Origin of the sequence: Synechococcus sp. OH30 (genome assembly GCF_047462175.1) — a bacterium.
GTDB lineage: Bacteria > Cyanobacteriota > Cyanobacteriia > Thermostichales > Thermostichaceae > Thermostichus.
This window is the reverse complement of the sequence record NZ_JANSIP010000005.1, coordinates 152,104-178,135: the sequence shown is the minus strand read 5'-3', so window position 1 is coordinate 178,135 and position 26,032 is coordinate 152,104. Positions and strand designations below refer to the sequence as shown.

The following is a 26,032-nucleotide window of genomic DNA, read 5'->3' as shown; positions in this document are numbered from 1 at the left end:
GCCTCTCCTGTGGCTATGAACCGGTTGGAGACCGCTTTGCCTACACCCTCTCGCGGCCCTGTCGCTCCTCCAAAGGAAGCACCGGCCGTTGCCGTTGTGCACCTGGGCTGTGAGAAAAACCGGGTGGACACAGAACACATGATGGGCCTGCTGGCCCAGGCGGGCTACCGGGTGGAAGGGGATGAAGACAGCGCCGACTACGTTATCGTCAACACCTGCAGCTTCATCGAGGCGGCGCGGCGGGAGTCGGTCAGCACCCTGATGGAGCTGGCGGTACAGGGCAAGAAGATCATCATCGCCGGCTGCTTGGCGCAACACTTCCAAGAGGAGCTGCTGCGGGAGATCCCCGAGGCAGTGGCCATTGTGGGCACTAGCGACTACCACCAAATTGTCCAGGTGATTGAGCGGGTGGAGCGGGGAGAGCGGGTTAACGCCGTTACTTCTAGCTTGGACTACATTGCCGATGAGACCGTCCCCCGCTATCGCACCACCCACGCGCCGGTGGCCTACCTGCGGGTAGCTGAAGGGTGTGACTATCGCTGCTCTTTCTGCATCATCCCCCACCTGCGGGGCAAGCAACGCTCCCGCTCCATCGAGTCTATCCTGCGGGAAGCAGAACAGCTGGCTGCAGAAGGGGTGCAGGAGCTCATCCTCATTTCCCAGATCACCACCAACTACGGGATCGACCTGTACGGGGAGCCACGGCTGGCCGAGCTTATCCGCGCTCTAGGCCAGGTTCCCATTCCCTGGATCCGCATGCTCTACGCCTACCCCACGGGCATCACCCCAGCGGTGGTGGAGGCCATTCAGGAGACCCCCAATTTCTTGCTCTATCTGGATCTGCCGCTGCAGCACAGCCATCCCGAGATCCTCAAGGCCATGAACCGCCCCTGGCAGGGCCAGGTCAACGACCGGCTAATCGAGTGGCTGCGCCAGGCGCTGCCCAACGCTGTGCTGCGCACCAGCTTTATTGTGGGCTTTCCCGGCGAGACGGAGGAGCACTTCCAGCATCTGTTGGACTTTGTGCAGCGCCACCAATTTGACCATGTGGGGGTGTTTACTTTTTCTCCTGAGGAAGGTACCCCTGCCTACCACCTCCCCCACCCAGTGCCTGAGCGCGTCAAAAAAGAGCGCCGCGCCCGCCTAATGCAACTGCAGCAAGGGATCGCCTTCCGCCGCAACCGCGAGCAGGTGGGCCGGGTGGTGCCTGTGCTCCTGGAGCAGGAAAACCCCCGCACCGGCGAGTGGATTGGCCGCTCCCCCCGCTTTGCCCCTGAGGTGGACGGGGTGGTGTACGTGCGCGGGCCGGGATCCCTGGGATCCCTGGTGCCGGTGCAGATTACACGGGCCGAGCCCTACGATCTCTTTGGCCAGGTGGTGGAGGCACCGCCAGGCTTTAGCTGGAGTGGACGGTAAGATAATCTGGTTGGACTATGGCCAGTGCAGATGAGCTAAAACAGGCGGCGGCTCAGGCGGCAGCTCAAAAGGTCCAGTCGGGCATGGTGGTGGGCCTGGGCACGGGATCCACAGCCGCTTTTGCCGTGAGCGCCCTGGCGGAGCGGATGCAAAAGGAGGGACTGCAGTTTATCGGGGTGCCCACCTCAGAGCGCACAGCGGAACAAGCCCGCTCGCTAGGGATCCCGCTGGCCACGCTGGAGGAGCAGCCGCGCCTAGATTTGGCCATTGACGGCGCCGATGAAATTGAAGTGGGATCCCTCAACCTAATCAAAGGAGCGGGGGGAGCCCTGCTGCGGGAAAAATTGGTGGAGGCCAGCGCTGCCCAGCTCATCATTATTGCCGATGCCTCCAAGAAGGTGCCGCATTTGGGCACGCGCTTTCCGGTGCCGGTGGAGGTGGTGCGCTTTGGCTGGAAGACGACCCTAGCGCGGGTGGAGGCCCTGGGCTGTCAGGCGGTGCTGCGGCGCAATGCCGACGGGGATCCCTACCTCACCGACGAGCAGCACTACATCCTCGACTGCCAGTTTGGCCCCATCGCCGATCCAGCCAAGCTAGCTGAGCAACTCAAGGGAACGGTGGGGGTGGTGGAGCACGGCCTGTTTATCGGCATGGCCACGGAGGCCATTATTGCTAGCCCTGAAGGGATCGAGACGCTGCGGCGGAGCTAAGGGCCAACTCGGCTGCCAGCAGGATGGCCTGCTTGAGGCTCTCGGCCCGCGCCACCCCTTGCCCGGCTATGGCAAAGGCGGTGCCGTGGTCGGGGGAGGTGCGGATGAAGGGCAGCCCCAGGGTTAGGTTGACGGCCCGATCAAACGCCAGCAGTTTTACAGGGATCAGGCCTTGGTCGTGGTAGAGGGCCAGGTAGGCGTCGGCCACGGCGGGGGATCCTTGGCCATACCAAGCCTGGGCGGGAGCCAGCCACATGGTATCGGGGGGGAGGGGCCCCCAGATTTTGGCGTGGGGATAACTACCTAGCAGCTCCGCCAGCCACTCCTGCTCCTCTGAGCCCAGTTGCCCCTGTTCGCCGGCATGGGGGTTGAGGCCAGCCACGGCAATGACGGGATCAGCGATTGCAAAGAGCTGGCGCAGGGATCCCACCAGCAGGTCCAGCTTTGTGCGCACCAGTTCGGGGGTAAGGGTGAGGGGCACCTGGCGCAAGGGAATATGGGTAGTGGCCAGCAGAACTCGGAGCTGCCAGCCGCTGTGGGGGGAACGGGCCACAAACAGCATGCCGTAGCGCTCGCGCCCGCTGAGCTGGGCCAGGACTTCGGTCTGACCGGGAAAGGGGTAGCCCGCCTGGTGCCAGAGGTATTTAGCGATGGGGGCGGTCACGATCCCTTGGAACTGCCCCCGCAGCGCCTCTTCAATAGCTGCTTTCAGGTAGCCAAAGCTGGCTGCCCCGCTCTCGGCATCCCCCCGACCCACGCGCGAGGGCTCTAGGTGGAAGCCGCTGGGGCACTCCAGGACTGGGATCCCTGCCGGGTCGGCTAAGGGATCCGTTACCCCTTTTGCTTTCAAGAGGCGGTGGGCAGCCTGCAAAACCTGCCGCTCGCCTACTACGGTTATCTGGGCGCAGGCCTGCACTTGGGGATCCGCCAGGGCCTTGAGCACAATTTCCGGCCCAATCCCCGCCGGATCTCCCAACGTCAGAGCCAGCTTTGGCAGCACTGAGCTCATTGGATCCTCCCAAAGGGGGAACCGAAAGAAAGAAGGGCTTGGCTTAGCACCATAGCCCTTCTCGTTTCCAATTTCTAGGGATCCCCCCGAAGGGGGAACAACCTATGTCTTAACTGCCGTCGCCTGGCTGGGCGACATTGTCGAGTTTCCAATTTCTAGGGATCCCCCCGAAGGGGGAACCAGAAGCTGGTCAAACACCCCGCTTTTGCTGCTTCTAATAGCGTTTCCAATTTCTAGGGATCCCCCCGAAGGGGGAACTCCTTTAATCACAGTCGAGGAATGCACCCCTACGCTAGGGGGTTACATGTTTCCAATTTCTAGGGATCCCCCCGAAGGGGGAACTTCTTTGTCAGCTGGATAAGACCTGGAACCAACTAAAGCCGTTTCCAATTTCTAGGGATCCCCCCGAAGGGGGAACGGCTGGCCTGCAAAGCCATAGGCTACGACACAACTGAAGTTTCCAATTTCTAGGGATCCCCCCGAAGGGGGAACAGTCGTAACAGTCGGTATCGATGTAACCACCGGGACCGACTGGTTTCCAATTTCTAGGGATCCCCCCGAAGGGGGAACCCGAAGGGTGAGGGAGCTCACGAACGCTTCCTCCGCCGTTTCCAATTTCTAGGGATCCCCCCGAAGGGGGAACATCACAATTTCCTCGGTCCGCGAGACCGAGGATGGATTGTTTCCAATTTCTAGGGATCCCCCCGAAGGGGGAACTCCTAGAGGAGAAATCCGGCAACTTACCGCCGGAGCTGTTTCCAATTTCTAGGGATCCCCCCGAAGGGGGAACATAGGAGAAGATTATGGCCATCAAGAAAATGGAAAGGCTAGGTTTCCAATTTCTAGGGATCCCCCCGAAGGGGGAACACTACCCCTATTAAACCCAAGTGGGGCAAGGAATGCAAGACCCATTTGCGAGGGGGTCGGTCGAAGACGGCAAAAAAGGGCCTAGAAGAGGGGGGGCAAGAGGCCTGAAAGCCTTGTGGCGCAAGGCATCGAGCGGGTCAACGAAAGAATCGGCCTTTGCGGGATTTGGCGAGGCGCTCGCAGAGCTGCTGCTACCGTTTTTGTGTTGCTTTGCCAACACGAGATGCGTAGGGGATTAGCCCCGCAGGCGACCGGAGCGCAGGATGCTGAGGATGAGCCACAGCCCCAGCAGGCTGGCGGCGCCAAAGAGCAGCTCGCTTAGCCAAAAGACCTGGAAGCGCTGGGTTTGCGCCGAGATGATGGCAGCGCCAATAATCAGGGATCCAACCAGGATGCTGTAGGAGAGGCGGTTGGCCGACTGGTCCAGGCTGGTGCGGAGGCCTTCCAGCTCCTGCACCGTCAGGTTCCAGCGCTGGGTCTCGGAGGTGATGCGGCTAAGCAGCACTTCCAGTTGCCGCGGCGACTGCAGCGAGAGGTTTTTGAGATCCAGGGCTGTGCGCAGCAGCGAGGGCAGGGGGGCATCCCCCAGCAACTGCTGCCGAAACACATCGGCCATCAGGGGGCGAATTTGCTCCGGCAGATTGTAGTCTGGGGTGAGCTGGCGGGCGATCCCTTCCAGGTTGGCCAGGGCCTTGGCGCACAGCCCCAGGTTGCCGGGGATGCGGATCTGGTTGCGCCGCGCCGCCTGCAGGATCTCGGAAAAGAGCTCGCTAAAATCCAGCTCGGCAACGCTCAGGGTGTAGTACTGGCGCAAGAGGCGCTCGTATTCCCTCTGCAGTTGGGCCAGGCTGACGGCGGGATCCCGCGGGCTGCCCCTAGGACTTTCCGGCAGGGCCAGTTCCAGCGTGAGCTCGGCACAGCGCTGGGCATCCAGGCTGACGATGGCCAAAATCAGCTCCAGCACAATCTGCTGCGTGCGGGGATCCAGCCGCCCAATCATGCCGCAGTCCAAGAGGGCCACGCGACCGGATCCCAGGTAGAAGAGGTTGCCGGGGTGGGGATCGGCGTGGAAATAGCCGTCAAGGCAGATCTGCTGGAAAAAGGCGCGGGTGAGCAGGCGGGCAATCTGCTGTGGGTCGGCGTCACTGCGATCCGCCTCCAGCAGGGGCTTTCCCTCGATCCACTCCAGCGTCAGCACCTTGGGGGTAGTGAGCGCCCAGTAGACGCGCGGCACCACCAACTGCGCTGGGTCAAACCAACGGCTGGCCTGCAGGCGTTGCCGCAGTTGCTCCGTGTGGCGGGCTTCCTGGGTAAAGTCCAGCTCCGCCTGCAGCGCCCGGCAAAACTCATTGGCCAAGGCCACCACGTCTGTTAGCCTACCGAACTCCGTTTGCGCCACCAGCTCAGCAATGCTGCGGATGAGCTTTGTATCTCGCTCTACTATTGCCTCCAAACCCGGCCGCTGGATCTTGAGAGCCACCGCTTCGCCGCTGAGCAGGCGGGCGCGATGGACTTGGGCAATGGATCCCGCTGCCACCGCTTCCGTGTCCAGGCTGCTGAATACCTGCTCCAGGGGCTTTTGCAACTGCTGGCGCAGCAGGATCTCCACCGCCTTCCAGGGCACGGGGGGCACATTGCTCTGCAGCGTGCTGAGGGCCTCGATGTACTCCCGCGGCAACAGATCGGGGCGGGTGCTCAGCAACTGGCCCAGCTTCACATAAACCGGCCCCAGATCCACCAGGATGTTGCGCAGCACCATCGGCGGCGGCAGTTGCGGCTCTTCCGCCTTGCCCAAGGAGAGTAAGCGCCGCATGTAGTCCCAGCCGTGGCGCAGGACTACTTCCAGGATCTCCGCCTGCCGGGCGCTGTTCTGAGCCAGCCGCGCAAAGACCACCCCTTTTCCCTCCTCTGCCGGAATTGCCTAGAGACAGCTTAGAAAAAGGGCACGGGAGCCACCCGGCGGGTTCCGTCCCAGCCGCTGGCTAGCCCCTCCCGCAAGACCCGGAGCACTTCGTCGGTGCTGGCGTTGGGCTCGGCAAAGGAGAAGAGGTGCTTATAGCGCAGCCTCCCCTCGCGATCCACAATGAACTGGCCCGGCAGGGGCGCCCCCATCGCTTGGCCGACACCGTAGAGCCGAAAGGTCTTGCACTCCGGATCCACCAACAGCGGGTAGGGCAGTTGCAGGTCGGCTTGGATCTGTTGGCTTTGCACCGGGTCGGTGCTGGTAATCATCAGCAGCTCTGCTCCCAGGGCCCGGATCTCCTCGTAGCGGGCCTTCAGCTCCTGGATGTGGGGGTAGCAGAAGGGGCAGAAGAGTTTTTCTGTGAAAATACGGGTAAAAGCCAGAACCACCGGCTGGTGGCCGCGGTAGTCCGACAGGCGCACGGGATCCCCGTGTACATTGGGCAGCTCAAAGTCGGGGGCCAGCTCGCCAATCTGCAGAGGGCTGTTGGCCGGCTGGGGGATGAAGTTGTCGAAAAAGCGACGGTTGAACAGGCCGCTGTTGCTGGTCATTGCCATTTTTTACGTTTCTTTACTACCTGCCACCAGCCTAACCCAAAGCCTCGGCCACTGCCTTTAGCCGTCGCAGTTGTGCCCGCATGTCGTGCTGGGTTAGCTCTGCTGCCACTAGGTAAAACCCCGCCGCCACCCAGGGGTTGGGGATGGAAAACTCAAAGCGGTTCACCAACAGCGTTCCCGACGCTTGGGGGCGGCACTCCCAGCGGTCAGTGCCCTGAAAAAACCCCTCAAACTGCCACTGCACCAGACCCTCGGCCCGCTTGGTAATCACGCAGTCCAGGCTGGGGGCAATGAGAGGCAGGCGCAGGAAAAAGCGGTAGCGGCTGCCCAGTTGCCCCGTAGGGGATCCCAGGGCCTCGCAGCCCAGAAGGGGGTTAAGCCAGCGCCGCATCAGCTCCGGGTCAATGAGACAGCGCTCCACCCGCGCCACGTCAGCGGCAATTTCAATTGCTTGGGTATAGACGGGCATGCTTCAAGGAGAGGCTGCAGCAGCAGGCTGCGCTTTGCCGACAGGGGCAACGGTACTTAGCAAAATCAAGATATCGCGGTACTCCACCTGATCCGGCCCGCGGCGGGGGGATCCCACCTGAATGACGGCCTGGTGCAGGGACTGTTCAGGGTGGGGGGGAGACTCAAACACAAGGGTGCGGATGCCGTTGGCCTGTTCCAGATCCGAGAGGAGATCCCAGCCCTCGCCCCAGAGGGTACGGCGGTAGTAGGCGGCAATCTCCTCCAGAGGCTGAGAGGTCTGCAAGAGCAAGGAGGCTAGCCCCCCCTCCTGATCCCAGATTTGCCCGGAAGAGAGGACGGTAGCTTCGGGCAACTGCAACTGCGGCGGGAAGTGGGGAGGGAGAGCGCGGGTATCGCCCACGGAAGCCGCAAAATGGGTGCCATCTTCGCCAACGTGGCGCAGCACCGGATCCAACGGGGCAGCTTTGGAAGGAGGTGGCTCTGGCAAAGGGCGACAGGCAGCCAGCAAGGCTAGCATTGGCCAAGCCAGAAGTTGCCCCTGAGCTGGGCAAAAGTCTCCTCTCATCCGTAGCCAGGGATCCCTCAGGTGGGTTATAGCGGATCCCTGTCCTTCCCCACAAGCGGTTAGCTGCACAACCGGCAAGGGCACAGCCTAAGATAGTAGAGACGGCGGATCCCGGCCGGGGTTAAGGTGGAGAGGTGTCCGAGTGGTTTAAGGAAGCAGTCTTGAAAACTGCCGTGGCGCAAGCCACCGTGGGTTCGAATCCCACCCTCTCCGTCAAAGCCTAGTCTGCCAACATCCACCTAAATCCCCCAAAGCCTTAACTGGCAAGGTTTTTGGGCATTTGATATCCACGGTAGTCAATCCACGGCAAGACGGGACACAGCCGTGGATATTTAGGCGGGGTGGGATATCGCACTGACGGACGTGGCGATCAGGAACGCCAAGCCCAAGGACAAGCCCTACCAGATGCCGGACAGGGATGGGCTGTACCTAGAGGTGAGGCCGAACGGCTCCAAGCTGTAGCGGTTCCGGTACCGCTTCCGTGGCCGGGAACACCGACTGGGCCTGGGCAAGTATCCCTATAGAGGTCTCAAAGAGGCCCGCGAGATTCACCTTGCCATGCGGCGGCAGATAGCCCTTGGCAGGGATCCCAAGCTGGTGCGAGAGGCCGAGCGGAAGGCGTCTGTCAACACCTTCGGAGCGGTAGCCGAGGAGTGGTTGGAGAACAACCAGAAGAAGTGGGTGGCTACCCACGCCAAAGTCACCCGGCAGCGGCTGGACAGGAACATCCTGCCTTGGCTGGGATCCCGCCCAATCGAGGACATCACACCCCCGGACATCCTGGAAATCCTGAGGCGCATCGAGGCCAGGGGGGCTTACGAGACGGCCCGGCGCTGCCTCAGCATTTGCAGCCAGATTTTCGACTTCGCTCAAGCGACCGGGCGCTGTAGCAGGGATCCCTGCCCCCTACCGGCAGGGGCCTGGTGGCCACCGGCAAACACTAGGCCGGCCACCCTGCCCCCAGCGGGCCAGCGTAAACTACCCGACTCCGAGCCTCTCTGGATGAAGTCTTACCCCCACCGGCGGTGACACTAGGGATCCCTGGTGACACTTTGCTCGGAGAAGGGTCACCGTCGGAAGCCGCTCCAGGCAAGGGATCCGACACGAGTGACACTAGTGACACTTGTGACGCTTCTCCGGCTACTTACCCGGCCACATGCGGTAGTCAAAATGCAGGTCAAGGCAGTCAAAACGCAGCCTAGGGATCCCCGCGAGGTGGTGGCGGATCCCTGGAACACGATGACTACTTGACTAAACCTGACCACACCGTAGTCAGCCCTGAAAGCCTTACCCTGCAAAGGCTTGAGGGCAGCTTTGACTACTTGACTAACGGAAATGCAGAAGCAAATAAGACAGCCGATAGGGGGGAGTGGGAGCGGATAGACCACATCTCCCTGCCCCCCAAGCGAGTCAACGCCCCTCCCATCCTTGGCGTGGCTTTGTACGGAAAGCTGGGCGAGATTGCAGGGGAGCTGGGCGAGACGGATCTAGGGATCCCTGGATTCGAGCCTGCGTACACCCTCAACCTGGGCTGGTTGTTTGCGATGGCCGACCGGTTGCGGGCCAAGGCACAGGGAGAAGAGCCGCCTAAGCCTAACCTAAATCCACGTCAGATTGTCTTCTCTTACGCGACAGCCAAAAGCAAGAAGAAGGTGGTGGTGAAGCCGGACGGCAGCCTGCAGATCTTCAGAGCCGTTCATTAACAGGGGATTCCTTGCGGCTAGGCTGTTACAGCCGTCAGGGAGAATTGACTGGAAAAGTGGCCTCTGGCATATTACGGGACAACGTGCCAGGTCAAGACAATGCACACGCCGAGCTGGAAGCCCCACCCCATCCTCAAATATGAGCGGAGGGACTGCTATCCCTATATAGTTCTCCCTACCCCTATCAGCCTGCAACTGAGAGGGCCAGAACTGCCCCCTCCCCCCAGAAAACCTGAGCCGCCTCAACTACCCCCTCGACCAGTTAAGCCGCAACTACCAGAGATCCCAACCCGTGTAATGGACAAGCTCCAGGCTGCCCTGTCAACTGGAGCTGGAGTTGCTACCCTGATTGCGCTGATTATTGCTGAAGCGCCATTCTTTCTAATCTTGGCAGGGATTGCAGGCGTGGCTACCTTAGCCCAATTCTTATACGAATCCTGGACTTATGAAGAGAGAATGGAAGAATATGAGAGAAAAATGCGAAGTTATCCTCAAGAACAAAAAAGATATGAGGAGAGACTTGTCCTTTGGAGAAGAGAGTGCGATCGCATAGAGTCAGATTACAAACAACAAGTCGAAGAATATAGGCGCGAATATCAAAACAAGGTAGCTCAAATCATAAGGGACTGGGAAAATGGTCTGATATTTCAACCTCTAGATTTATGCCAACCTTTCTTAGGTCAGGGTGCTCGCGCAGGTAGGTATGATCGCCGGCTGAGAGAAGCCTTGATAATAAAGATGGAAAACCTTCCAGTTAAGTTTCTGCCTGAACAAGCCTCCCTAAAGGTTCCAGGATTTGATTTTCCGTATACGCCCGACATAGCAATACAAGTATCTAGTAACAATAGAACTCTACTTATCGATGTTGAAGTTGACGAACCTTGGTACCAGAACAATGGTCAGCGAGTACCACATCATGCACTAGATGACAATAGACATAGCCAGCGAGACGATTTCTTTGCAGAAAGCGGCTGGATAGTAGTTAGGTTTTCAGAAAGACAAGTAGCGATAGAAACAGAAAAATGTGCCAGCTTTGTCTGCTACCTTATTCAAGCTGTACTTACGCCAGGATTTAGGGATCCATCTCTGTCTCTGCCGAGTGACCATAGAAGGTGGGACTCTCTCAGCGCTCTTGATGAAGAGAGAGACTTCGTTGAGTGAGGATTCCGTCCCGCTGACGCGAACGGTTGAGAGCTATTTAATGAGCTCCAAGATACGCACGCCAATCTTGACTTTTTCCGTCCAAGGCAACAAGGAAGAGGCTAGTTGGAAGCTGGCCTATCAGCGGGATGAGGCCGTCCGGCTCGGCTTCGACCCCAGCCGCGTGGTGATGCTCCGGGATCCCTTCACCGAGACCTGGGTTGTCCTTATCCCCAGCGATCAATTCGACGCTGCCCTATCCGAGGTCTTCTGAGGGGGGGATCCACTGGGCCGCTTGCATGCTTAACTAGTTGGCATCCCCACACCCGTGGGGGTGGCCCGATTGCGTGCCTTAGCGACGATCTGGCCAGCTTCTATCCGCACTCCAGTGTGGGTTGCCTCAGTGGCCAACCGGCGGATCTCCCTTCGGGGCAGTTGAGCCTCGTGCCAGCCCCGCTCGTTGGGATCCCTCACGCGACTGCCCTGGGACTCGAATCACGCACCTCGTAGCCAAGTTGGAGCAGGTACTGGGCTGCCCTAGCAGGGTGCTCAGATTGCAGCGCCAACAGCTCCCGTTCCAGACGCACAGCCCGATCCGAAATCACCACCCACTTCTCCGCAAGGGATCCACCCCACCCACACCCGCCAACTGGGCCGGCCAAGGTGGCTGGCGTTCTCCCGTAAACTACCCGACTCCGAGCCTCTCTGGATGAAGTCTTACCCCCACCGGCGGTGACACTAGGGATCCCTGGTGACACTTTGCTCGGAGAAGGGTCACCGTCGGAAGCCGCTCCAGGCAAGGGATCCGACACGAGTGACACTAGTGACACTTGTGACGCTTCTCCGGCTACTTACCCGGCCACATGCGGTAGTCAAAATGCAGGTCAAGGCAGTCAAAACGCAGCCCAGGGATCCCCGCGAGGTGGTGGCGGATCCCTGGAACACGATACCCCGCAAGGGTTTTAGGGCAGCTTTGACTACTTGAGTGACGTACTCCCGCACTCATGTTGACGCGAACGGTAGCCCTGCAGCCGGGCCTCTAGGCCGGTTTACAGCCCCCCCAACCAGCTAAAAAGGGGACATATCCACGGACACGAGACCTATCCTACAAGCCCGCAAACTGCTGTAGGACAAGGAAATCTCAGCCCCTATTCGATGGTCACCCTCTCCGTGCAGAAACCCCAATAGAGAGAGCCTGCAGCCGCGCCAGCGGGACGGGCGCCGCTAGATCAGCTCGCTGACGGGGAAGCGATCCAGCAGTTTTTGGGCTTCGCGGGCATTTTCCCGCAGCTCTGCTGGCAGGTGGGGGATATAGGGGATCTGAGAGAGCACATCCAGGGTGCGGCGGATGAGGCGCACAATATCCCCAGCATCCAGGTTGGTGCTGGCCTCCAGCTTTTCCCAGGGGATCCCTTGGGCCCAGTGTTCCACGATCCCGGCCAGATCGGGCTCGAACCCAATCGGCACATGAAACACCTGGTGTTGGCGTTGGCTGCGGAAAAGCTGCCGCCGCAGGCCTCGCAAGCCCTGCAGGACATCCTCAACTAGCCCGGAGGTGCGCAGCCGGCTGTAGGTCCCTGAACGGGGAGGCTCGGCCACCAGGGCGGCAATTACCCCAGCCAAGTGATGGGGGGCACAGCCCAGACATTCCCCAGAGAGCAGAGCCAGCCCCAGCCAGAGCTCATTATCCCCCCGCAGGGCAGCCACCACCTCCCCACTGGCTGTTGGCTGATATCCTTGCAGACAGTCGAACTCCTGCAACACGCCCACCAGAGCCATAAATTGCTGCCAGCGCAGCTCCTGCACCGACTCACTCTGCCGCTCCAGGTGCTGGAGGCGCTTGAGTAGGCGTTGGCGTTTTTCCCGTAAACCCAGCAGCTTTTTCCCAACTTTGTGGGCAGGGTTTTCGCGGATGCGGGCTTCCAGGGCGCGGATTTTTTCCTCTTGCGCTTGGATGTGGGGAACAGCCAACAGGCGCAGGGTGGGATCTGGCTCTGCTTCTTGCTGTTTGAGGAGATAGCGCAAAATGCGCCGTTCTTCCCGCCGTTGCGCCTGCATTTTCTCGTAGCGGGCAATCTCTTCGTCGGAGATACCCTCTAGAAGGCGGTTAATTGCCTCCAGCTCGGCCCGCGTTTGCAGGAGCTCCTGTTGCTCGGGCAATTTTTGCAGCGAGAGCAAATACTGGCCAAAGCTGCGGTTAATGAGATCCCGGGCCGCCTCTAAAGAGTGCTTCTGCAGCAGATTCAGCACCATGCCGTAGGTGGGGGTAAACTGGCTCACCAAGGGATCCGCCCCCGAGGTAGCCAGGCGGGCTGCCTCCTGCGCCCCCTCAAAGGGGGACTGCAAGGTTACCACATGCCCAATGACATCTTTGCCCCGCCGTCCAGCCCGCCCTGACATTTGCATGAACTCGGAAGCAGTCAGGGGGCGATGGCCGTCATCGGTGCGCTTGGAGAGGGAGGAAATCACCGTCGTGCGGGCAGGCATGTTGATCCCGGCAGCCAGCGTCTCGGTAGCAAAGACCAGCTTCACCAGCCCCTGCTGAAACAGGTGCTCCACCAGGCCCTTCCAGGCAGGTAGCATGCCGGCATGGTGGGCAGCAATCCCCCGGTAGAGGGCATCCAGTTGCTCCCAGCGCACCGCTTCCGGCATTTCCCGGCAGAAACGGTCGATCTGCTCAGCTAATTGCCGCCGTTCTTCTTCAGAAGCAGTCAAGTCCAAGCCTCCCAAGCTGGCCACTGCCAGGTCGCAGCCTTTGCGGCTGAAGATGAAATAGATGGCCGGTAGCATATCCCGTCGGCGCAGGTTTTCCACCACCTGGGCCATCTCCGGTACTTCCCCGTAGGGAGCCTGGCCTGACTTGGAGGGCTTGCTTTTCAGACGGCGATTGCACACCCACCGGCCTGACTCGGTTTGCTCCAGCAGGGGGAACAGCCCTTTGCGATTGGCAAAGTGAAATTGCAGCGGCACTGGGCGATGGCTGGAGTCGATCAGTCGGGTGGGGCCATGCACCTGGTTCATCCAGTCGGTGAGCTGGTCGCTGTTGGCCAGGGTGGCCGAAAGGGCAACCAGCTGGATGTGGGCAGGGCAGTAGATGATGGCTTCTTCCCAGACGGTGCCCCGCTGCTGGTCGTTCATGTAGTGGCATTCGTCCAGGATCACCGCCTGCACATCCCGCAAGGGATCCCGGCTCAGGGCCTCTGCCGCTTCCCAGGCATCCATCTCGCTGCCGTCAGCCCCCTGCTGGACGACCAGAGAGAGCGGCGTGCCGTAGAGCATGTTGCGGAAGATCTCGGTAGTCATCACCAAGATCGGTGCCTCCCGGTTAAGGGAGATGTCGCCGGTGAGGAGGCCAACCCGCTCCGGGCCAAATTGCTGGCCAAAATCGCGAAACTTTTGGTTGGAAAGAGCCTTCAGCGGGGTTGTATAAAAAACCCGCTTGCCCTGGGACAAAGCCCGATAGATGGCATACTCTCCAATCAGGGTCTTGCCGGATCCCGTAGGTGCACAGACTACCACCGATTCCCCAGCTGCTAGAGCTTGAATCGCTCGGATTTGAAACTCATCCAGCTCAAAAGGAAAAAGCCTGCGCACCTCGTCCAGCAAGTCGGTTGCCGGGGAGAGAAGCGGGTTCATGGGATCCGAATCAGAAAACAACCTAAAAGCTAGCCACCTCGCTGCCGCTTGTGTGCTATATCTCCCAGGATACAAGCTTGATCCGGGTGTTGGCTCTGGGCTGCGAGTCTTGCCGCTGGGGGAGACCCAAGCCTGGGCAATGCTAAAATGAGGTGCCGTCGCCGGGTGCCATCGTGCTGGTTGTAATCGACAACTACGACAGCTTTACCTACAACCTGGTGCAATACCTGGGGGAGCTGGGGGCGCAGATACGAGTTTTTCGCAATGACGAGATCTCAGTGGCTGAGCTGCGCCAGATGCAGCCGGAGGCGGTGGTTATCTCGCCGGGGCCGGGGCGGCCTGAGGAGGCCGGCATCTCGCTGGAGCTGATTCGGGAGCTGGGACCCGAGCTGCCAATCTTGGGCGTCTGCCTGGGGCACCAGTGCATTGGCCAGGTCTATGGGGGGCGCATTGTGCCCGCCCCTGAGCTGATGCACGGTAAAACCTCGCTCATCTACCACCAGGGGGTGGGGGTGTTTGAGGGGCTAAGCCAGCCGTTTGCGGCCACCCGCTACCACAGTTTGGTCATCGAGCCTTCCACCTGTCCTGACGAGCTAGAGGTGACGGCCCAAACCTGCGATGGCACTATCATGGGGGTGCGCCACCGCCGCTATCTCCACGTGCAGGGCGTGCAGTTCCACCCGGAGAGCATCTTGACCGCTGAGGGCAAGCGCCTGTTGAGCAACTTCCTGCGCTTGGCGCAGCTCCATGCCTTAGGAGCGCCCCAGCCAGCGGCTGGCGTGGTTGCGTCAGGGATCCCCACCCCATGAAGCGTCGCCAGCTTTTGCAAGCCAGCGCTAGCCTGCTGGCATCCCTTGCCGTGGGGGGTCAGCGAGGAGGTGCTCAAACGGCCCCTTCCCCAGGAGGATCCCTGGAGTTCACCCCCCAGAGCCTGCAACTGACCTGGCTGCACCACAGTTGCGTTTTGTTTGAGGGGGAGGGGAAGCGCTTTCTGGTCAACCCCTTTCGGCCAGGGGGCTGCACGGCTGGCTATCCTGCGCCCAGGGTTGCTGCCGACCTGGTGCTGCTCAGCAGCCGCCTCCTGGACGAAGGGGCCCTGGACGTGGTGCCCGGCAACCCTAAAGTGCTGTTTCAGCCGGGGGACTACGTCATCGATGGGATCCGCGTGCAGGGGGTGCGCATGCCGCGGGGCCCTCGCTTTGGCCTCAACGTGGGCTGGCGCTGGCGCATGGCTGGGATTGACATTGTCCATTTGGGAGGGGCCCTGCAGCCCATCGGCCGGGAACAGTCCATCTTGCTGGCTCGCCCTGACCTGTTGCTGGTGCCGGTGGGGGGTGGGCCGAAAAACTACGATCCCGAGGCGGCCAAAGCGGCCATCGAAGTGCTGCAGCCCAAGTTGGTCATCCCGACTATGTATCGCACCGCCGCCGCTGAGGCGTCCCAATGCGAGCTGCAACCTTTAGCAGCGTTTTTGCGCCTCTTTCCCGCTGCTGCTGTGCAACCTGCCCTCAGTAACCCCTTGCTGCTTTCGGCCCAGGCCCTACCCAGCCAAGGGATCGCCATCCTGTTCTTTGAGGAGTAGGGCCATGGAGCGTAGGTGGTGGGCTGTGGGTGTTGGGCTGGGATCCCTGCTGGTAGGAGGGCTGGGGTTCTACGGCTACTCCCTGCCGGAAGATCCGCAAGCTCTGGCCACCGCCAACCCGCTGCGGCTGCAACTGGCTCTCTGGCTGGGGAAAGACGCCAATGTCACGGAAGGGCGGGGCAAGACGGCTCTGTTCTTCGTCGAAAGCGGCCTCAACACCCGCCTTTTGCTGGCCGCCGGGGCGGATCCCAACTGGCTAGATCGCGGCGGAGCCAGCCCCCTGCACCAGGCTGCCCGCCTAGGCAATCCTGAAGTGACCAAGGCTTTGCTCGAGGGAGGTGCTAACGTCAATGCCCGCTTCGGGGCCGGCGGCCTGCCCCTGCATTTTGCCGCTTGGTCGGGCAACCCCGAGGTGGTGCGGCTGCTGCTGGAGCATGGCTCCGAGATTGACGAGCCGGACGGCTACGGCCTCACCCCCCTGCGCATTGCCCAGGACATGGGGCACTGGGAAGCCGCGATTCTGCTCTCCCAACGGCCCCGTCCTGCCTCAGGTCGGCCCCAGCCTCGCTGATCTATCCCGAAGCGGGGTCCTACCACCCCAGCACCCAGGCAAAAATCAAAGGCGCCACGATGGTGGCATCCGACTCGATGACGAACTTAGGTGTGTCAACCCCCAGCTTGCCCCAGGTGATCTTCTCATTGGGCACTGCCCCTGAGTAGGAGCCGTAGCTGGTGGTGGAGTCGCTGATCTGGCAGAAGTAGCCCCACAGGGGGATCCCCTTGCGGCCCAGGTCTTGGTGCAGCATAGGCACCACGCAGATGGGAAAATCGCCAGCAATGCCGCCGCCAATCTGGAAGAAGCCGATGGAGCACTCCGCCGAGGTGCGCGTGTACCAGTCCGCCAGGTGGATCATGTACTCAATGCCCGTGCGGACGGTGTGGACATGGCGGATCTCGCCGGTAATGCAGTGGGCAGCGTACATGTTGCCGGTGGTGGAGTCCTCCCAGCCCGGCACGTAGATGGGCAAGTTGGCCTCCATGGCCGCGTAAACCCAGGAATCCCGCGGATTGATCTGGTAGTAGGGCTCCAGCCGACCGCTGCGCAGGATGCGGTAGATGAACTCGTGCGGGAAGTAGCGCTCCCCCGCCTGGTCGGCAGCGATCCACTCTTCCAGCAGAGCTTTTTCCAGGCGCCGCATTGCCTCTTCTTCCGGGATGCAGGTATCCGTTACCCGGTTCATGTGCCGCTCCAGCAGCTCCTGCTCCTGCTGCGGGCTGAGGTCGCGGTAGTTGGGCACCCGCTCATAGAAGTCGTGGGCGATGAGGTTGAAGATGTCTTCCTCCAGATTGGCGCCGGTGCAGGAGATGGCGTGCACCTTGTTCTGCCGAATCATCTCAGCCAGGGAAAGCCCTAGCTCCGCCGTGCTCATAGCGCCTGCCAAGGTCACCATCATCTTGCCGCCTTTTTCTAGGTGAGCGGCGTAGCCCTTGGCGGCATCCAGCAGGGCGGCGGCGTTAAAGTGGCGAAAGTGATGCTCAATAAATTGGCTAATAGGGCCTTTGGCCCCTGCTTCTGCGGTTATCATTGTTGGGTTTCCAAGCGAGACGGGTTCGCCTTCCCAAAGCACAGACTCAGCATTCTAACCAAGCCTAAGAGCGCTGGCAAGCTTTTAGGGAGTTTTGGACATTGCCGGCATGGCCACTGCTCCGGAGTACTATCGGCCGCTGCCGCAGCTGGTGTTCGAGGCGCAAGCGGTGCACCGACAGCACCACCCTCCCAACCGGGTTCAACTCTGCGCCTATTGCCCCCAAAGCGCCCGCTACTCGACAGGGATCGAGACCTACCCCTTGACCTTGCGGGGTTCGCTGCGCCAGCACGGCGCCACCCGGCTATGCATGGGCGCTGCTTGGCGGCCAGCCCCGAAAGGGAAGGCGTTTGAGCGGGTGCTGGAGAGGGTGCCCATGGTGCGCAAGCTGGGGATGGAAGCCTGTGTCACGTTGGGGAGGGCGTCAGCTGCTCAAGCGCAGCAGTTGGCGGCGGCAGGGTTGACAGCCTACAACCCCAATCTGGACCCCTCGCCGGAGTTCTAGGATCGCCGGGAGACTCTGGCCCCTGTGGGGGTAGCCGGCCTGGAGAGCTGTGGCAGCATTGTCGGCCTTGGGGAAACCGACGAAGACCGCATCGCCCTGCTGCAGATTTTGGCCAACCTGACGCCGCCGCCCACTTCGGTACCCATCAACGCGCTGGTGCCGGTGGCCGGCACGCCCCTGGGCCAGCTTCCCCCTCCCGATCCGCTGCTGCTGCCCATGGCCCAGATCCGGCTCTCGGCAGGGCGGAAAAACCTGTCCGAGAGCGCAGGCGCCAATTCCATCTTCACCGGCGAAAAGTTGTTGACTCCGGCCAATCCGGGCCAGGCTGCCGCTGCGGCTTTGCTCGAGAAGCTAGGCCTGCAGCCCCTCTAGAGGCATCTCCCCTTGCGCCTTCAGGATCCCTAGTTGGAGCTAGCACTGCCTCTTCTGTTGTAAAAATCTAACCCTTTCTTAACCCTGTCGGCAGCCATGTCAAAATGGTGGCGACAGCGTTCTCCAGTTACGTCGGGTTCATGTCTCCTGTTAGCACTGCCGAGCCCCTTGCCAACGTCCAATCGCCTGAGTCAGCTTCTTCTCCTCCAGAGCCCTCACCGGGGGAGGCTGCGGAGCCGACAAGGGGAGGGGGCTTTTGGGGATCCCTGCGGCGCTGGTGGGCGCGCTGGAAACACAAGCTGCGCCTGGAGACCCAGTTGCTCTTTGTGGCCACCCTGGTAGTTTCCCTGGTGGTGAGCAGCTTCACCTTCTGGGCCATCAGCACTGTACAGCAGGATGCCCGCTTTAACGAGGCCCGCTTTGGCCGGGATCTGGGATTGCTGTTGGCAGCCAATGTCGCTCCCCTGATTGCCGAAGACCGCATCAGCGAAGTGGCCCAACTGTCGCGGCAATACTTTGAGAGCACCAGCAGCATCCGCTATTTGCTCTACGCCGACCCGGAGGGAAACATCTACTACGGGATCCCGTTTTCCAACCAGGAGGTGAAAACCTCCCTCAGCCTTACCCGCCGCATCCAACTGCCGGACAACCGCCCGCCTGCCGAGGGCCAGCCGCTGGTGCGCACCCACCTCACCCCTGCGGGGCGGGTGACGGACATTTTTGTGGGCATCTATCACCAGGGCCGTTTCCTGGGCACCCTAGCCCTGGGCATTAACCCCAACCCCGCCCTCGTGCGCTCCACGCAACTGGCGCGGGAGGTCTCGATTGGGGTGTTTTTGGCAGTGTGGGTTCTGGCCATTCTGGGAGCCGTGGTCAATGCCCTCACCATCACCTACCCCATCAAAGAACTGGTCAAGGGCGTCCAGGAGATTACCAAGGGCAACTTCAAGCAGCGCATTGACCTGCCCTTTGGGGGAGAGCTGGCCCAGCTGATTGACAGCTTTAACGAGATGGCGGAGCGGCTGCAGAGCTACGAAGAGCAGAACATCGAGGAACTGGCCGCCGCCAAGGCCAAGTTGGAGACGTTAGTTTTCTCTATCGTCGATGCTGCCATCTTGCTGGATGCCGAGTTTCGGATCCTCCTGCTCAACCCGGCTGCCTCTCGCATGTTCGGCTGGGAAGGGGAGCCTGTCTTGGGCAAGCCCTTGCTGGAGCTGTTGCCCGAGGATCTGCGGCAGCAACTGGCCCGCCCCCTGATGCAAATTGCCCGCGGGGATCAAGAGGCAGAGGAAATTCGCGTTAACCTCACCAGCCCTACCAAGCGGGTCATCCGCATCCTGCTGTCGCCGGTATCCGACCCGCGGCGGCAAAACCTCAAGGGGATTGTCATCACAGTGCAGGATATTACCCGCGAGGCAGAGCTCAACGAAGCCAAAGCCCAGTTCATCAGCAACATCAGCCACGAACTGCGCACCCCCCTCTTTAGCATCAAGTCGTTTATCGAGACCCTCTACGAGTACGGCGAGCAGATGTCGCCGGAGGAGCGGCTGGACTATCTGGAAATTGCCAACCGCGAAACTGACCGCCTCACTCGCCTAGTCAATGACGTCTTGGATTTGTCCCGCCTGGAGTCGGGCAAGCAGTATCACTTCGAGGGTGTCGATATTGCAGCGGTGATTGAGCAGACTCTACGCACCCACCACCTGCAGGCCCGCGACAAAGGGATCCTACTGCGCAAGTTCGTCGATCCAGAGCTGCCGCTGGTGTGGGGCAACTACGACCTTCTGTTGCAGGTAATGACCAACCTCTTGGGCAATGCCATCAAGTTCACCCCCTCTGGCGGCACGGTGACGGTGCATGCCCACCTGGTGGTGCGGCCGGATGGATCCCCTCAGGCAGTGCGGGTGGCAGTGGCCGACACAGGCATTGGCATTGCGCCCGAGGATCAAGAGCGGATTTTCGAGCGCTTTTTCCGGGTGGAGAACCGCGTCCACACCCTGGAGGGCACTGGCCTGGGCCTGGCTATTGTGCGCAACATCTTGGAGAAGCACCGAACCCGCATCTGTCTAGAAAGCAAGCTGGAACAGGGATCCACCTTCTGGTTTGACCTGCACCTGTACACCGAGGAGGGCCCCCTGGAGTTTGAGGACCAGCCAGCCGAGACGGATCCCCCCAGCTGCCGCTGGCGGGAGCGGCCCCACCCCACCTCTTAAATTGGAAAGCAAACGCCGGGCAACCCAGCCAAGGCTGGGGTTAGGCCCCGAGCCGCAGGGATCCCTGTCCAGGGTTGTTCTACAGTAAAGAAGGTTTTAACTGCCCAGTTTTGCCATGCCACCTCGCTGGCCCCGCAAGCCCTCCCGTCGGGATCCTGAGTTTCGCAAGCTGGATGACCGTTACACCTACGCGGCCCATCTGGCGGTTTTTCTCTGCAGTGCCTCGGGACTGGTGTTTTTCCAGCAGTTGTACCGAGCCGATTGGCCGTGGCTGCTGCCTCTATTGGGCGGGTGGGGCCTGGGCGTAGGGATCCACAGCTTTTGGATCTTTTTTGTGGCCCGTTACCCCGCGGAAGCCAACCAAGACTCTACAGAAGCTGGCTAGCAGCCTCCCTTAGGGGGATCCAGGAGAGGAGGGGCGCTGCCGTCGTTGCCGCTGCAGCAGCAAAGGGGAGAGGTCGCTCTCGTCGTAGATATCCCCCACCAGCTCCTCTAAAATGTCCTCCAGGGTGATCAGGCCACTGGTGCCGCCAAATTCGTCCACCACAATCCCCAGGTGTTGGCGGGATCGCAGCATATCTTTAAGCAGCAGGCTAACGCGCTTGGTCTCAGGTACAAAGAAGGGCGGGGACATCGCCCGGGTTACTTTGACATTGCCTTCTTGCTCCAGGTGGCGCAGGGCCTGCTTGAGGTGAATGACGCCGACGATCTCGTCTTTGGATTCTCCTTGCACAGGAATGCGGGAGTAGCCCGTCTCTAGGCAGAGTTTCACCACATCCTGCAGGGTTTTATCGTGGGAGATGGTTTCCATTTTTACTCTAGGCTTGGCCACATCCCGTGCTCGCAGCTCATCCAAAGCTAGGGCACCGCGGAACAGGCGCCGCTTCTGCCAATCCAGCAGCCCCCGCTGACCCAACACATCAATCAGCAGTTCCAAATCCTTGAGAGAAGTGGTAGCCGTCAGGGGAGAGAGCTCCAAGAGATGAAAAACTCTGCCGACAAGCCACTCAAAGGCATGGGTAAAAGGGCGCAGCAGCACCGCTAGGGCATATACAGGCCGCACCACCCCGCGGAACACTGCCAGCGGATGGCTGACTGCCAAAGACTTGGGAGCCACTTCGCCCACCAAGAGCACCAGGATGGTGGTGGGCAGGGTGGCCACCAAGCCCCCCAGCTGGGATCCCAGCAGTTCAATGGAGATAGTAGTAGCCAAGGCAGCAATGCCAATGTTGACAAAGTTGTTCACCAGCAGCAAGGTTGTAATCAGCTGGGATCGCTGTTGCTGAACCAGCCGATAGAGCCCCTGCGGATCCCCCTGCTCCTCGATCAGGGACTCCAGGCGCAGGTTGTCCAGGGCGGTGATAGCTGTCTCGGCACCCGAGCAAAACGCTGAGACCAGAAGTAAGACGGCAAGGAGAAGTAGATTACCCATAGTGTTCCCGACTACCCAGCGCTGGAGGCGGGAAGGGGGCACTTTACTCAAGCTATTTGGCCAGAGGGCATACCCCACCCCTTTCCGTCTTAACCTCTCGTATCGGGCTGATCTGAGCCGGCCTTTTCCAAAAGCTGCCGGTACAGCATCACAATCTTGCTTTCCACCTCGGCTTGGCTTAGGTGGTCTGTATCGATCAAAATGGCATCCGGGGCAGGCCGCAAAGGGGCAATCTGGCGCTCACTGTCATAGCGATCCCGCTGCTCGATCTGGGCCTTGAGTTCCTCCAGGGACACCATCTGCCCTTGCGCCTGCAGCTGATGTTGTCGACGTTGCGCTCGCTCTCCCAGCGAGGCAGTCAAAAAGACTTTTAACTCAGCATCCGGAAAGACATAGGTGCCAATATCGCGCCCTTCCAGAACGGCTCCCCCCTCCTGACCCAGGAGACGCTGCTGCTTCACCAACTCCTGCCGCACGCCTGGCACTGCCGCCACTTGCGAAACCCAGCGGGTTACTTCGGGAGAGCGGATGGCCTGGGTAATTTCTTGGCCATTGGCCCAAATGCGGGTTGGTTCGTCAGCCGAGGGGCCACTTTGCAGAGTCAGTTGCGTTTGGGCAGCCAGTTGGGTGAGTTGCTCAGCGTCGTCCAACGGGATCCCCCGCTGCAGCGCTAGCCAGGTGATAGCTCGATACATGGCCCCTGTATCCAAGTAGAGAAGCTGCAGCTGAGCAGCCACCGCTCGGGCCACGCTGGACTTACCAGCTCCTGCAGGGCCGTCAATGGCAATCAGGGGACGGCGCGCCTTTTTTGGAGAAGGCGGCACCGCTTCCCCTTCCTTCTGAGGCAGGGAATTGGCTTCGTCTCTAGACAAAAGCAGGTTGTCAATCAGGCGAGTTTGCCCGACGTAGGCCGCAATTGCCAGGAGTCCCTTCTCTTTTACCTCCGACAGCGGCTGGAGGGTTTGCGGATCCACGAGCTCCAGATATTGCACACGCAACTCAGGGGTGCCCTCCAGCTCAGCGCGAACTGCACCTAGGATCCCCTCGGCAGAGGGATCTCCCGCCTGCCAGTGCTCATAGCCCCGGCGCAAAGCGCGGTAGAGGCCAGTAGCTACCCGCCGTTCCTCGGCTGAGAGGTAGCGGTTGCGGGAGCTATAGGCAAGGCCATCCGCCTCGCGCACGGTAGGGCAGGCAACAATGGTGGTGGGAATCTGCAGGTCTTGAACCAGCCGCTGGATGATGGCCAGTTGCTGGGCATCCTTTTGGCCAAAATAAGCCCGCTGTGGCTGAACCAGATTTAGCAATTGCACCACTATGGTGGCTACCCCGCGAAAGTGCCCTGGCCGGTGAGGAGCGCAGAGGGTTTGCAAAAGGGATTCGGGAGGGTTAACCCACGTGCGATCCCTGGCGGCTGCGGGATCGGCTCTCATTTCTTGCGGGTCGGGGGCAAACACCACGTCCACGCCTGCTGCTTCACACAGCGCTCGATCTCCTTCCTCATCGCGGGGGTAGCGATCCCAGTCTTCGGTGGGGCCAAATTGCAGCGGGTTGAGGAAGATGCTGACCACCGTGTAGTCACACTCCTGGCGGCAGCGGCGAATCAAGCTCAGATGCCCCTCGTGCAGGGCTCCCATCGTTGGCACAAGGCCAATGGTGGATCCCCGCCACTTGGCCAGCTGCTCTCGCAAAGCTGCCACCGTGCGCAGCCACTGCATTGCTATGCCACCTTCCCCCCTTGGCCAATTTCCTCGCAGGACAGGGCCAACCTGCTGGACCTACAGCCCCATCTTATTGCTACGCTGGTACTGCCGGTAGGCCGACACAAATAAGCCCGCCAGGGTAACCAGAACCATCCCCAAAACGATCCCCAACAAAATGGGCTCGATCACAAACCGCACCTCCTACTACAAGCCTAGATCATGATAAGCCATGCCTCAAAAACTGCCGAGCTGGCTCGCCGGTACCCCTAGGCTGTAGCTGGCTGCCACAGCGTCCAGGCCGAGGCTTCCCCTGCCGCCTACCTGACCCCTGGAATCATGTCCTCCAACCTTTCTTGTCCCCCCAGCCTGAAGGAACGCCTTGCCAGTCTAGAAAAACACCTACGTCCTTTGGCTGAAAAGGCCGTTCCTCTGCTAGTGGCAGACGCGGATCCGCTGCAGGTGTGGGCCTTGGTTTTAGTCTGCCAGCGCCTGGGGATCCCTCTCTTCTTGGCCGATCCTCGCTGGGGAAAGCGGGAGTGGGGCCAAGCTTTAGCTGGCCTGGGATCCGCTTGGTGCTGGCGGCAAGGGCAGTTGCAGGAGGATCCTGCCTCCTCCAACCCCCAGCTGGAGCATTGGCAACAGCTCCTGCCCAGCGCCGACTGGCCGGTAATTGGGATCCCTACCGGTGGCTCTAGCGGTCAGGTCAAATGGGCGGTGCACTCCTGGCGTACCCTCAGCACCTCCGCCAGAGCCCACCAACAGCACTTCCGGGTGGAGTGTGTCCATAGCTATTGTGTCCTGCCCCTGTACCACGTCAGCGGCCTGATGCAGGCTGTTCGTTCTTGGCTAAGCGGCGGGCAGTGGATTGTCTGGGATTGGAAACGGCAACAGCAGGCCGAGGCTTGGGATCCCCCTTTGCCGGGAAGTTTCCTGTCGCTGGTGCCCACCCAGTTGCAACGGCTGCTGCTCAACGCCCAGCCGGGAGTCTTGGAGAGCCTGCGCCAGTTTCGCGCCATTCTGGTTGGCGGTGGCCCCACCTGGCCCAGTTTGCGGCAACAGGCCCGGCAGTTGCACTTGCCCCTAGCCCTCACCTACGGCATGACCGAAACCGCCTCCCAGGTATGTACGCTGCTGCCGGAAGCTTTCTTACAGGGCAGCGACAGTCTGGGCCAGCCCCTACCCCACGCCACTGTGGAGATCCGCGGCGAGAGAGGGGATCCCCTGGTAGGCCGCATCCACGTGTGGGCTGAGTCGTTGGCACTGGGCTACTACCCTCTCTCCAGCGAGGCAGATTCTTTAGGCCAATGGCAACAGCGGGGCTTCACCCCCGGCGATTGGGGCTACCTGGACTCGCAAGGCTGTCTCCACTGGCTGGGCCGCGCCGACGAGCTCATCCTGACTGGAGGGGAAAAGGTGATGGCCGCCGAGGTGGAGGGGGAAATCCGCGCCAGCGGCTGGGTAGAAGATGTCTGTGTGCTGGGCCTTCCCGATGAGGAGTGGGGCCAGCAGGTGGTGGCGGTGGCTGTGCCCAGGGCTGGGATCTCTCTAAGCGGCAACGAGCTGGAGAAGCACCTAAAGCGGCACCTTGCACAACAACTAAGCCCCTTCAAGCACCCCAAGCAATGGCTGTGGTGTAGCAGGATCCCCCGCAACGCCCAGGGCAAGGTCAACTGCCAGCGGCTCCGGCAGTGGGCGGCCCAGCAGTTGAAAGTTGCAGCGCCAGGCAGCTAGCTGGATCCCTCCTGGATGCCCAGACGGGCTAGATCTCGCCGGATTTCAAAGGCCAACTCCCGGTTATTTGGCTCTGTGGCCAAGGCCTTTCTCAGATAGGCTTCTGCCTGCCGGTGGCGCCCCTCTTGGATCAAATGGTTGCCAAAGCGTTGATAGGCCAAAGCCAAGATGTGGATGGCCTCGCCGGAGTTGGGAAAGCGTTTCAGGAGGGCTTCGGCCAGAGCCACTGCCGTGGGCAGCTTGCGCTCGCGCCAGGCGGCCTTAACGCGGGCAATTCCTGCCTCAAGGGAGTCCCGAGCCGGTGGTTCTGCTGAGGTGGAGCCTGACCCAGTGGTGCGCACAACCACCCGCCTTTCTCCTTTCCCAGGACTGGGTGGGGATTGTCGTTGGGCGTCGTAGCGCCGCCGCTCTTCAGGGTTGCTCAGCACTTGGTAGGCCCGATAGATCTGCTCAAATCGTTCTCGGGATCCCTCTCCTGCCACATCGGGGTGAAACTGCCGTGCCAACCGGCGACTCGCTGTCTGCTTGGGGAGACAGGTTCAGAATCGCGTAGTAGTCCATGAGCGGTGGCAGAAGGAAGGGAATTGAGAGTTGCAGAACCTGGGCCAAAAGTCGGCTCCGACCCCTGACGCTGCCGCTGATCATGGCATGTCAACCCGGGCTGAACCAAGGGATCCTCTTGGCGCTAATGCAATTGAGATGCAAGCTTGTCGAGAATGGTTCTCATGGTCAAGGCTTGATGCTGCATTGACCCTGCTGGCTGAGCACCAAGAGGCCTCTTGCGGGCAGCTACTTCAGAGGCAGGGATCCAGTGCTAGACTTTGCCCAAGCTGTAAAGCCTAGACTTTGCCTATTCCTAACTTTAAGCTCTATT

24 protein-coding genes, 1 tRNA gene, 2 pseudogenes and 1 CRISPR repeat array are annotated in these 26,032 nt (G+C 60.8%); of the genes and pseudogenes, 16 read left to right on the top strand and 11 right to left on the bottom strand.

Translation table 11 applies throughout. The features are described 5' to 3' along the window. Positions 1-36: 36 nt before the first annotated feature. Both rimO and rpiA read left to right on the top strand, forming a co-directional pair. Positions 37-1,416: a 30S ribosomal protein S12 methylthiotransferase RimO gene (rimO, locus tag NW830_RS07900; protein ID WP_414362973.1), complete on the top strand. Its 1,380-nt coding sequence runs from the start codon at positions 37-39 to the stop codon at positions 1,414-1,416. Positions 1,417-1,433: 17 nt separating this feature from the next. Beyond that, the gene (gene rpiA, locus NW830_RS07895) at positions 1,434-2,126 is read left to right on the top strand and encodes a ribose-5-phosphate isomerase RpiA (protein ID WP_414362971.1); all 693 of its coding nucleotides are present in this window, start codon (positions 1,434-1,436) and stop codon (positions 2,124-2,126) included. Here the strand turns inward: rpiA and pdxA are convergent. The 5 genes from pdxA to NW830_RS07870 form a co-directional block, all read right to left on the bottom strand. Then, positions 2,089-3,135 (bottom strand): 4-hydroxythreonine-4-phosphate dehydrogenase PdxA, encoded by a 1,047-nt coding sequence (pdxA, locus tag NW830_RS07890; RefSeq protein ID WP_414362970.1) that lies wholly within the window; start codon positions 3,133-3,135, stop codon positions 2,089-2,091. The two genes, rpiA and pdxA, sit on opposite strands and share 38 nt — an antisense overlap. A 63-nt stretch (positions 3,136-3,198) precedes the next feature. Next, positions 3,199-4,002: a CRISPR direct-repeat array (repeat unit 36 nt; unit sequence GTTTCCAATTTCTAGGGATCCCCCCGAAGGGGGAAC). Between the two features lie 235 nt (positions 4,003-4,237). Further along, the gene (locus NW830_RS07885) at positions 4,238-5,896 is read right to left on the bottom strand and encodes an ABC1 kinase family protein (RefSeq protein WP_414361241.1); all 1,659 of its coding nucleotides are present in this window, start codon (positions 5,894-5,896) and stop codon (positions 4,238-4,240) included. A 38-nt stretch (positions 5,897-5,934) separates the two neighbouring features. Next, positions 5,935-6,516 carry a peroxiredoxin family protein gene (locus NW830_RS07880; RefSeq protein ID WP_414361243.1) on the bottom strand — a complete coding sequence of 194 codons (582 nt, stop codon included), beginning with the start codon at positions 6,514-6,516 and terminating at the stop codon, positions 5,935-5,937. 37 nt (positions 6,517-6,553) lie between these two features. After that, complete coding sequence (locus tag NW830_RS07875; RefSeq protein WP_414361245.1) at positions 6,554-6,991, bottom strand: SRPBCC family protein; 438 nt, start codon at positions 6,989-6,991, stop codon at positions 6,554-6,556. Positions 6,992-6,994: 3 nt separating this feature from the next. Continuing rightward, complete coding sequence (locus NW830_RS07870; protein ID WP_414361247.1) at positions 6,995-7,510, bottom strand: hypothetical protein; 516 nt, start codon at positions 7,508-7,510, stop codon at positions 6,995-6,997. Positions 7,511-7,686: 176 nt separating this feature from the next. Between NW830_RS07870 and NW830_RS07865 the strand changes: the two genes are divergently transcribed. The 7 genes and pseudogenes from NW830_RS07865 (at position 7,687) to NW830_RS07835 (ending at position 10,675) form a co-directional block, all read left to right on the top strand. Then, positions 7,687-7,771 (top strand) — tRNA-Ser (locus tag NW830_RS07865). A gap of 150 nt (positions 7,772-7,921) precedes the next feature. Continuing rightward, a pseudogene (locus NW830_RS07860) lies at positions 7,922-8,155 on the top strand (Arm DNA-binding domain-containing protein); the annotation flags it as partial. Continuing rightward, entirely contained in the window at positions 8,156-8,587 is a 432-nt protein-coding gene (locus tag NW830_RS07855) for a tyrosine-type recombinase/integrase (protein ID WP_414361523.1), read from the top strand. Positions 8,588-8,683: 96 nt separating this feature from the next. Further along, positions 8,684-8,809, top strand: coding sequence for a hypothetical protein (locus tag NW830_RS07850; RefSeq protein WP_414361248.1), 126 nt, complete (start codon positions 8,684-8,686; stop codon positions 8,807-8,809). After that, the gene (locus NW830_RS07845; RefSeq protein WP_414361249.1) at positions 8,806-9,261 is read left to right on the top strand and encodes a hypothetical protein; all 456 of its coding nucleotides are present in this window, start codon (positions 8,806-8,808) and stop codon (positions 9,259-9,261) included. The genes NW830_RS07850 and NW830_RS07845 overlap by 4 nt, the downstream gene beginning before the upstream one ends. Positions 9,262-9,558: 297 nt before the next feature. Next, complete coding sequence (locus NW830_RS07840) at positions 9,559-10,422, top strand: hypothetical protein (RefSeq protein WP_414361251.1); 864 nt, start codon at positions 9,559-9,561, stop codon at positions 10,420-10,422. A 40-nt stretch (positions 10,423-10,462) separates the two neighbouring features. Further along, entirely contained in the window at positions 10,463-10,675 is a 213-nt protein-coding gene (locus tag NW830_RS07835; RefSeq protein ID WP_414361253.1) for a hypothetical protein, read from the top strand. 950 nt (positions 10,676-11,625) lie between these two features. Here the strand turns inward: NW830_RS07835 and NW830_RS07830 are convergent. Further along, positions 11,626-14,037: a DEAD/DEAH box helicase gene (locus tag NW830_RS07830; RefSeq protein ID WP_414361525.1), complete on the bottom strand. Its 2,412-nt coding sequence runs from the start codon at positions 14,035-14,037 to the stop codon at positions 11,626-11,628. Between the two features lie 173 nt (positions 14,038-14,210). Between NW830_RS07830 and NW830_RS07825 the strand changes: the two genes are divergently transcribed. From NW830_RS07825 to NW830_RS07815, 3 genes are read left to right on the top strand one after another with little or no spacing between them, the layout of a single operon-like run. Next, the gene (locus tag NW830_RS07825; RefSeq protein ID WP_414361255.1) at positions 14,211-14,846 is read left to right on the top strand and encodes an anthranilate synthase component II; all 636 of its coding nucleotides are present in this window, start codon (positions 14,211-14,213) and stop codon (positions 14,844-14,846) included. Further along, positions 14,843-15,619 (top strand): MBL fold metallo-hydrolase, encoded by a 777-nt coding sequence (locus tag NW830_RS07820; protein ID WP_414361257.1) that lies wholly within the window; start codon positions 14,843-14,845, stop codon positions 15,617-15,619. The genes NW830_RS07825 and NW830_RS07820 overlap by 4 nt, the downstream gene beginning before the upstream one ends. Before the next feature lie 4 nt (positions 15,620-15,623). Next, positions 15,624-16,190, top strand: a complete 567-nt coding sequence (locus tag NW830_RS07815) for an ankyrin repeat domain-containing protein (RefSeq protein WP_414361259.1) — start codon at positions 15,624-15,626, stop codon at positions 16,188-16,190. A 19-nt stretch (positions 16,191-16,209) separates the two neighbouring features. On the opposite strand, the gene NW830_RS07810 is transcribed toward NW830_RS07815, so the two are convergent. Next, positions 16,210-17,205 (bottom strand): deoxyhypusine synthase family protein, encoded by a 996-nt coding sequence (locus NW830_RS07810; protein WP_414361261.1) that lies wholly within the window; start codon positions 17,203-17,205, stop codon positions 16,210-16,212. Positions 17,206-17,314: 109 nt separating this feature from the next. On the opposite strand from NW830_RS07810, the pseudogene NW830_RS07805 reads away from it, so the two are divergent. The 3 genes and pseudogenes from NW830_RS07805 to NW830_RS07795 all read left to right on the top strand — a co-directional run bounded on the left by NW830_RS07805 (position 17,315) and on the right by NW830_RS07795 (position 20,680). Then, positions 17,315-18,082: pseudogene (locus tag NW830_RS07805) on the top strand (biotin synthase). 140 nt (positions 18,083-18,222) lie between these two features. Further along, a complete protein-coding gene (locus NW830_RS07800; RefSeq protein ID WP_414361263.1) occupies positions 18,223-20,295 on the top strand; it encodes an ATP-binding protein in 2,073 nt (690 codons plus the stop codon). Positions 20,296-20,410: 115 nt separating this feature from the next. Beyond that, positions 20,411-20,680 (top strand): 2TM domain-containing protein, encoded by a 270-nt coding sequence (locus tag NW830_RS07795; protein ID WP_414361265.1) that lies wholly within the window; start codon positions 20,411-20,413, stop codon positions 20,678-20,680. A gap of 9 nt (positions 20,681-20,689) precedes the next feature. Here the strand turns inward: NW830_RS07795 and NW830_RS07790 are convergent, their stop codons facing one another. From NW830_RS07790 to petG, 3 genes are all read right to left on the bottom strand, one after another. Beyond that, entirely contained in the window at positions 20,690-21,727 is a 1,038-nt protein-coding gene (locus NW830_RS07790; protein ID WP_414361267.1) for a hemolysin family protein, read from the bottom strand. A gap of 89 nt (positions 21,728-21,816) precedes the next feature. Continuing rightward, positions 21,817-23,442, bottom strand: a complete 1,626-nt coding sequence (locus tag NW830_RS07785; RefSeq protein ID WP_414361269.1) for a bifunctional pantoate--beta-alanine ligase/(d)CMP kinase — start codon at positions 23,440-23,442, stop codon at positions 21,817-21,819. 60 nt (positions 23,443-23,502) lie between these two features. Further along, the gene (petG, locus tag NW830_RS07780) at positions 23,503-23,616 is read right to left on the bottom strand and encodes a cytochrome b6-f complex subunit V (RefSeq protein WP_414361271.1); all 114 of its coding nucleotides are present in this window, start codon (positions 23,614-23,616) and stop codon (positions 23,503-23,505) included. A gap of 147 nt (positions 23,617-23,763) precedes the next feature. On the opposite strand from petG, the gene NW830_RS07775 reads away from it, so the two are divergent. Next, positions 23,764-25,158 carry a 2-succinylbenzoate--CoA ligase gene (locus NW830_RS07775; protein WP_414361273.1) on the top strand — a complete coding sequence of 465 codons (1,395 nt, stop codon included), beginning with the start codon at positions 23,764-23,766 and terminating at the stop codon, positions 25,156-25,158. Here NW830_RS07775 and NW830_RS07770 read toward each other — a convergent pair. After that, complete coding sequence (locus tag NW830_RS07770; protein ID WP_414361275.1) at positions 25,155-25,664, bottom strand: DnaJ domain-containing protein; 510 nt, start codon at positions 25,662-25,664, stop codon at positions 25,155-25,157. The genes NW830_RS07775 and NW830_RS07770 overlap by 4 nt on opposite strands. Positions 25,665-26,032 lie beyond the last annotated feature (368 nt).

Excerpts from the sequence above, each read along its gene's own strand:
- NW830_RS07795 (WP_414361265.1), top strand. The coding sequence starts at position 20,411 with ATGCCACCTCGCTGGCCCCGCAAGCCCTCCCGTCGGGATCCTGAGTTT.
- NW830_RS07835 (WP_414361253.1), top strand. The coding sequence starts at position 10,463 with ATGAGCTCCAAGATACGCACGCCAATCTTGACTTTTTCCGTCCAAGGC.
- NW830_RS07800 (WP_414361263.1), top strand. The coding sequence starts at position 18,223 with ATGTCTCCTGTTAGCACTGCCGAGCCCCTTGCCAACGTCCAATCGCCT.
- NW830_RS07775 (WP_414361273.1), top strand. The coding sequence starts at position 23,764 with ATGTCCTCCAACCTTTCTTGTCCCCCCAGCCTGAAGGAACGCCTTGCC.
- NW830_RS07830 (WP_414361525.1), bottom strand. The coding sequence starts at position 14,037 with ATGAACCCGCTTCTCTCCCCGGCAACCGACTTGCTGGACGAGGTGCGC.
- rpiA (WP_414362971.1), top strand. The coding sequence starts at position 1,434 with ATGGCCAGTGCAGATGAGCTAAAACAGGCGGCGGCTCAGGCGGCAGCT.
- NW830_RS07875 (WP_414361245.1), bottom strand. The coding sequence starts at position 6,991 with ATGCCCGTCTATACCCAAGCAATTGAAATTGCCGCTGACGTGGCGCGG.
- NW830_RS07880 (WP_414361243.1), bottom strand. The coding sequence starts at position 6,516 with ATGACCAGCAACAGCGGCCTGTTCAACCGTCGCTTTTTCGACAACTTC.
- NW830_RS07785 (WP_414361269.1), bottom strand. The coding sequence starts at position 23,442 with ATGCAGTGGCTGCGCACGGTGGCAGCTTTGCGAGAGCAGCTGGCCAAG.
- NW830_RS07820 (WP_414361257.1), top strand. The coding sequence starts at position 14,843 with ATGAAGCGTCGCCAGCTTTTGCAAGCCAGCGCTAGCCTGCTGGCATCC.
- NW830_RS07810 (WP_414361261.1), bottom strand. The coding sequence starts at position 17,205 with ATGATAACCGCAGAAGCAGGGGCCAAAGGCCCTATTAGCCAATTTATT.
- pdxA (WP_414362970.1), bottom strand. The coding sequence starts at position 3,135 with ATGAGCTCAGTGCTGCCAAAGCTGGCTCTGACGTTGGGAGATCCGGCG.
- NW830_RS07790 (WP_414361267.1), bottom strand. The coding sequence starts at position 21,727 with ATGGGTAATCTACTTCTCCTTGCCGTCTTACTTCTGGTCTCAGCGTTT.
- NW830_RS07840 (WP_414361251.1), top strand. The coding sequence starts at position 9,559 with ATGGACAAGCTCCAGGCTGCCCTGTCAACTGGAGCTGGAGTTGCTACC.
- NW830_RS07870 (WP_414361247.1), bottom strand. The coding sequence starts at position 7,510 with ATGCTAGCCTTGCTGGCTGCCTGTCGCCCTTTGCCAGAGCCACCTCCT.
- NW830_RS07815 (WP_414361259.1), top strand. The coding sequence starts at position 15,624 with ATGGAGCGTAGGTGGTGGGCTGTGGGTGTTGGGCTGGGATCCCTGCTG.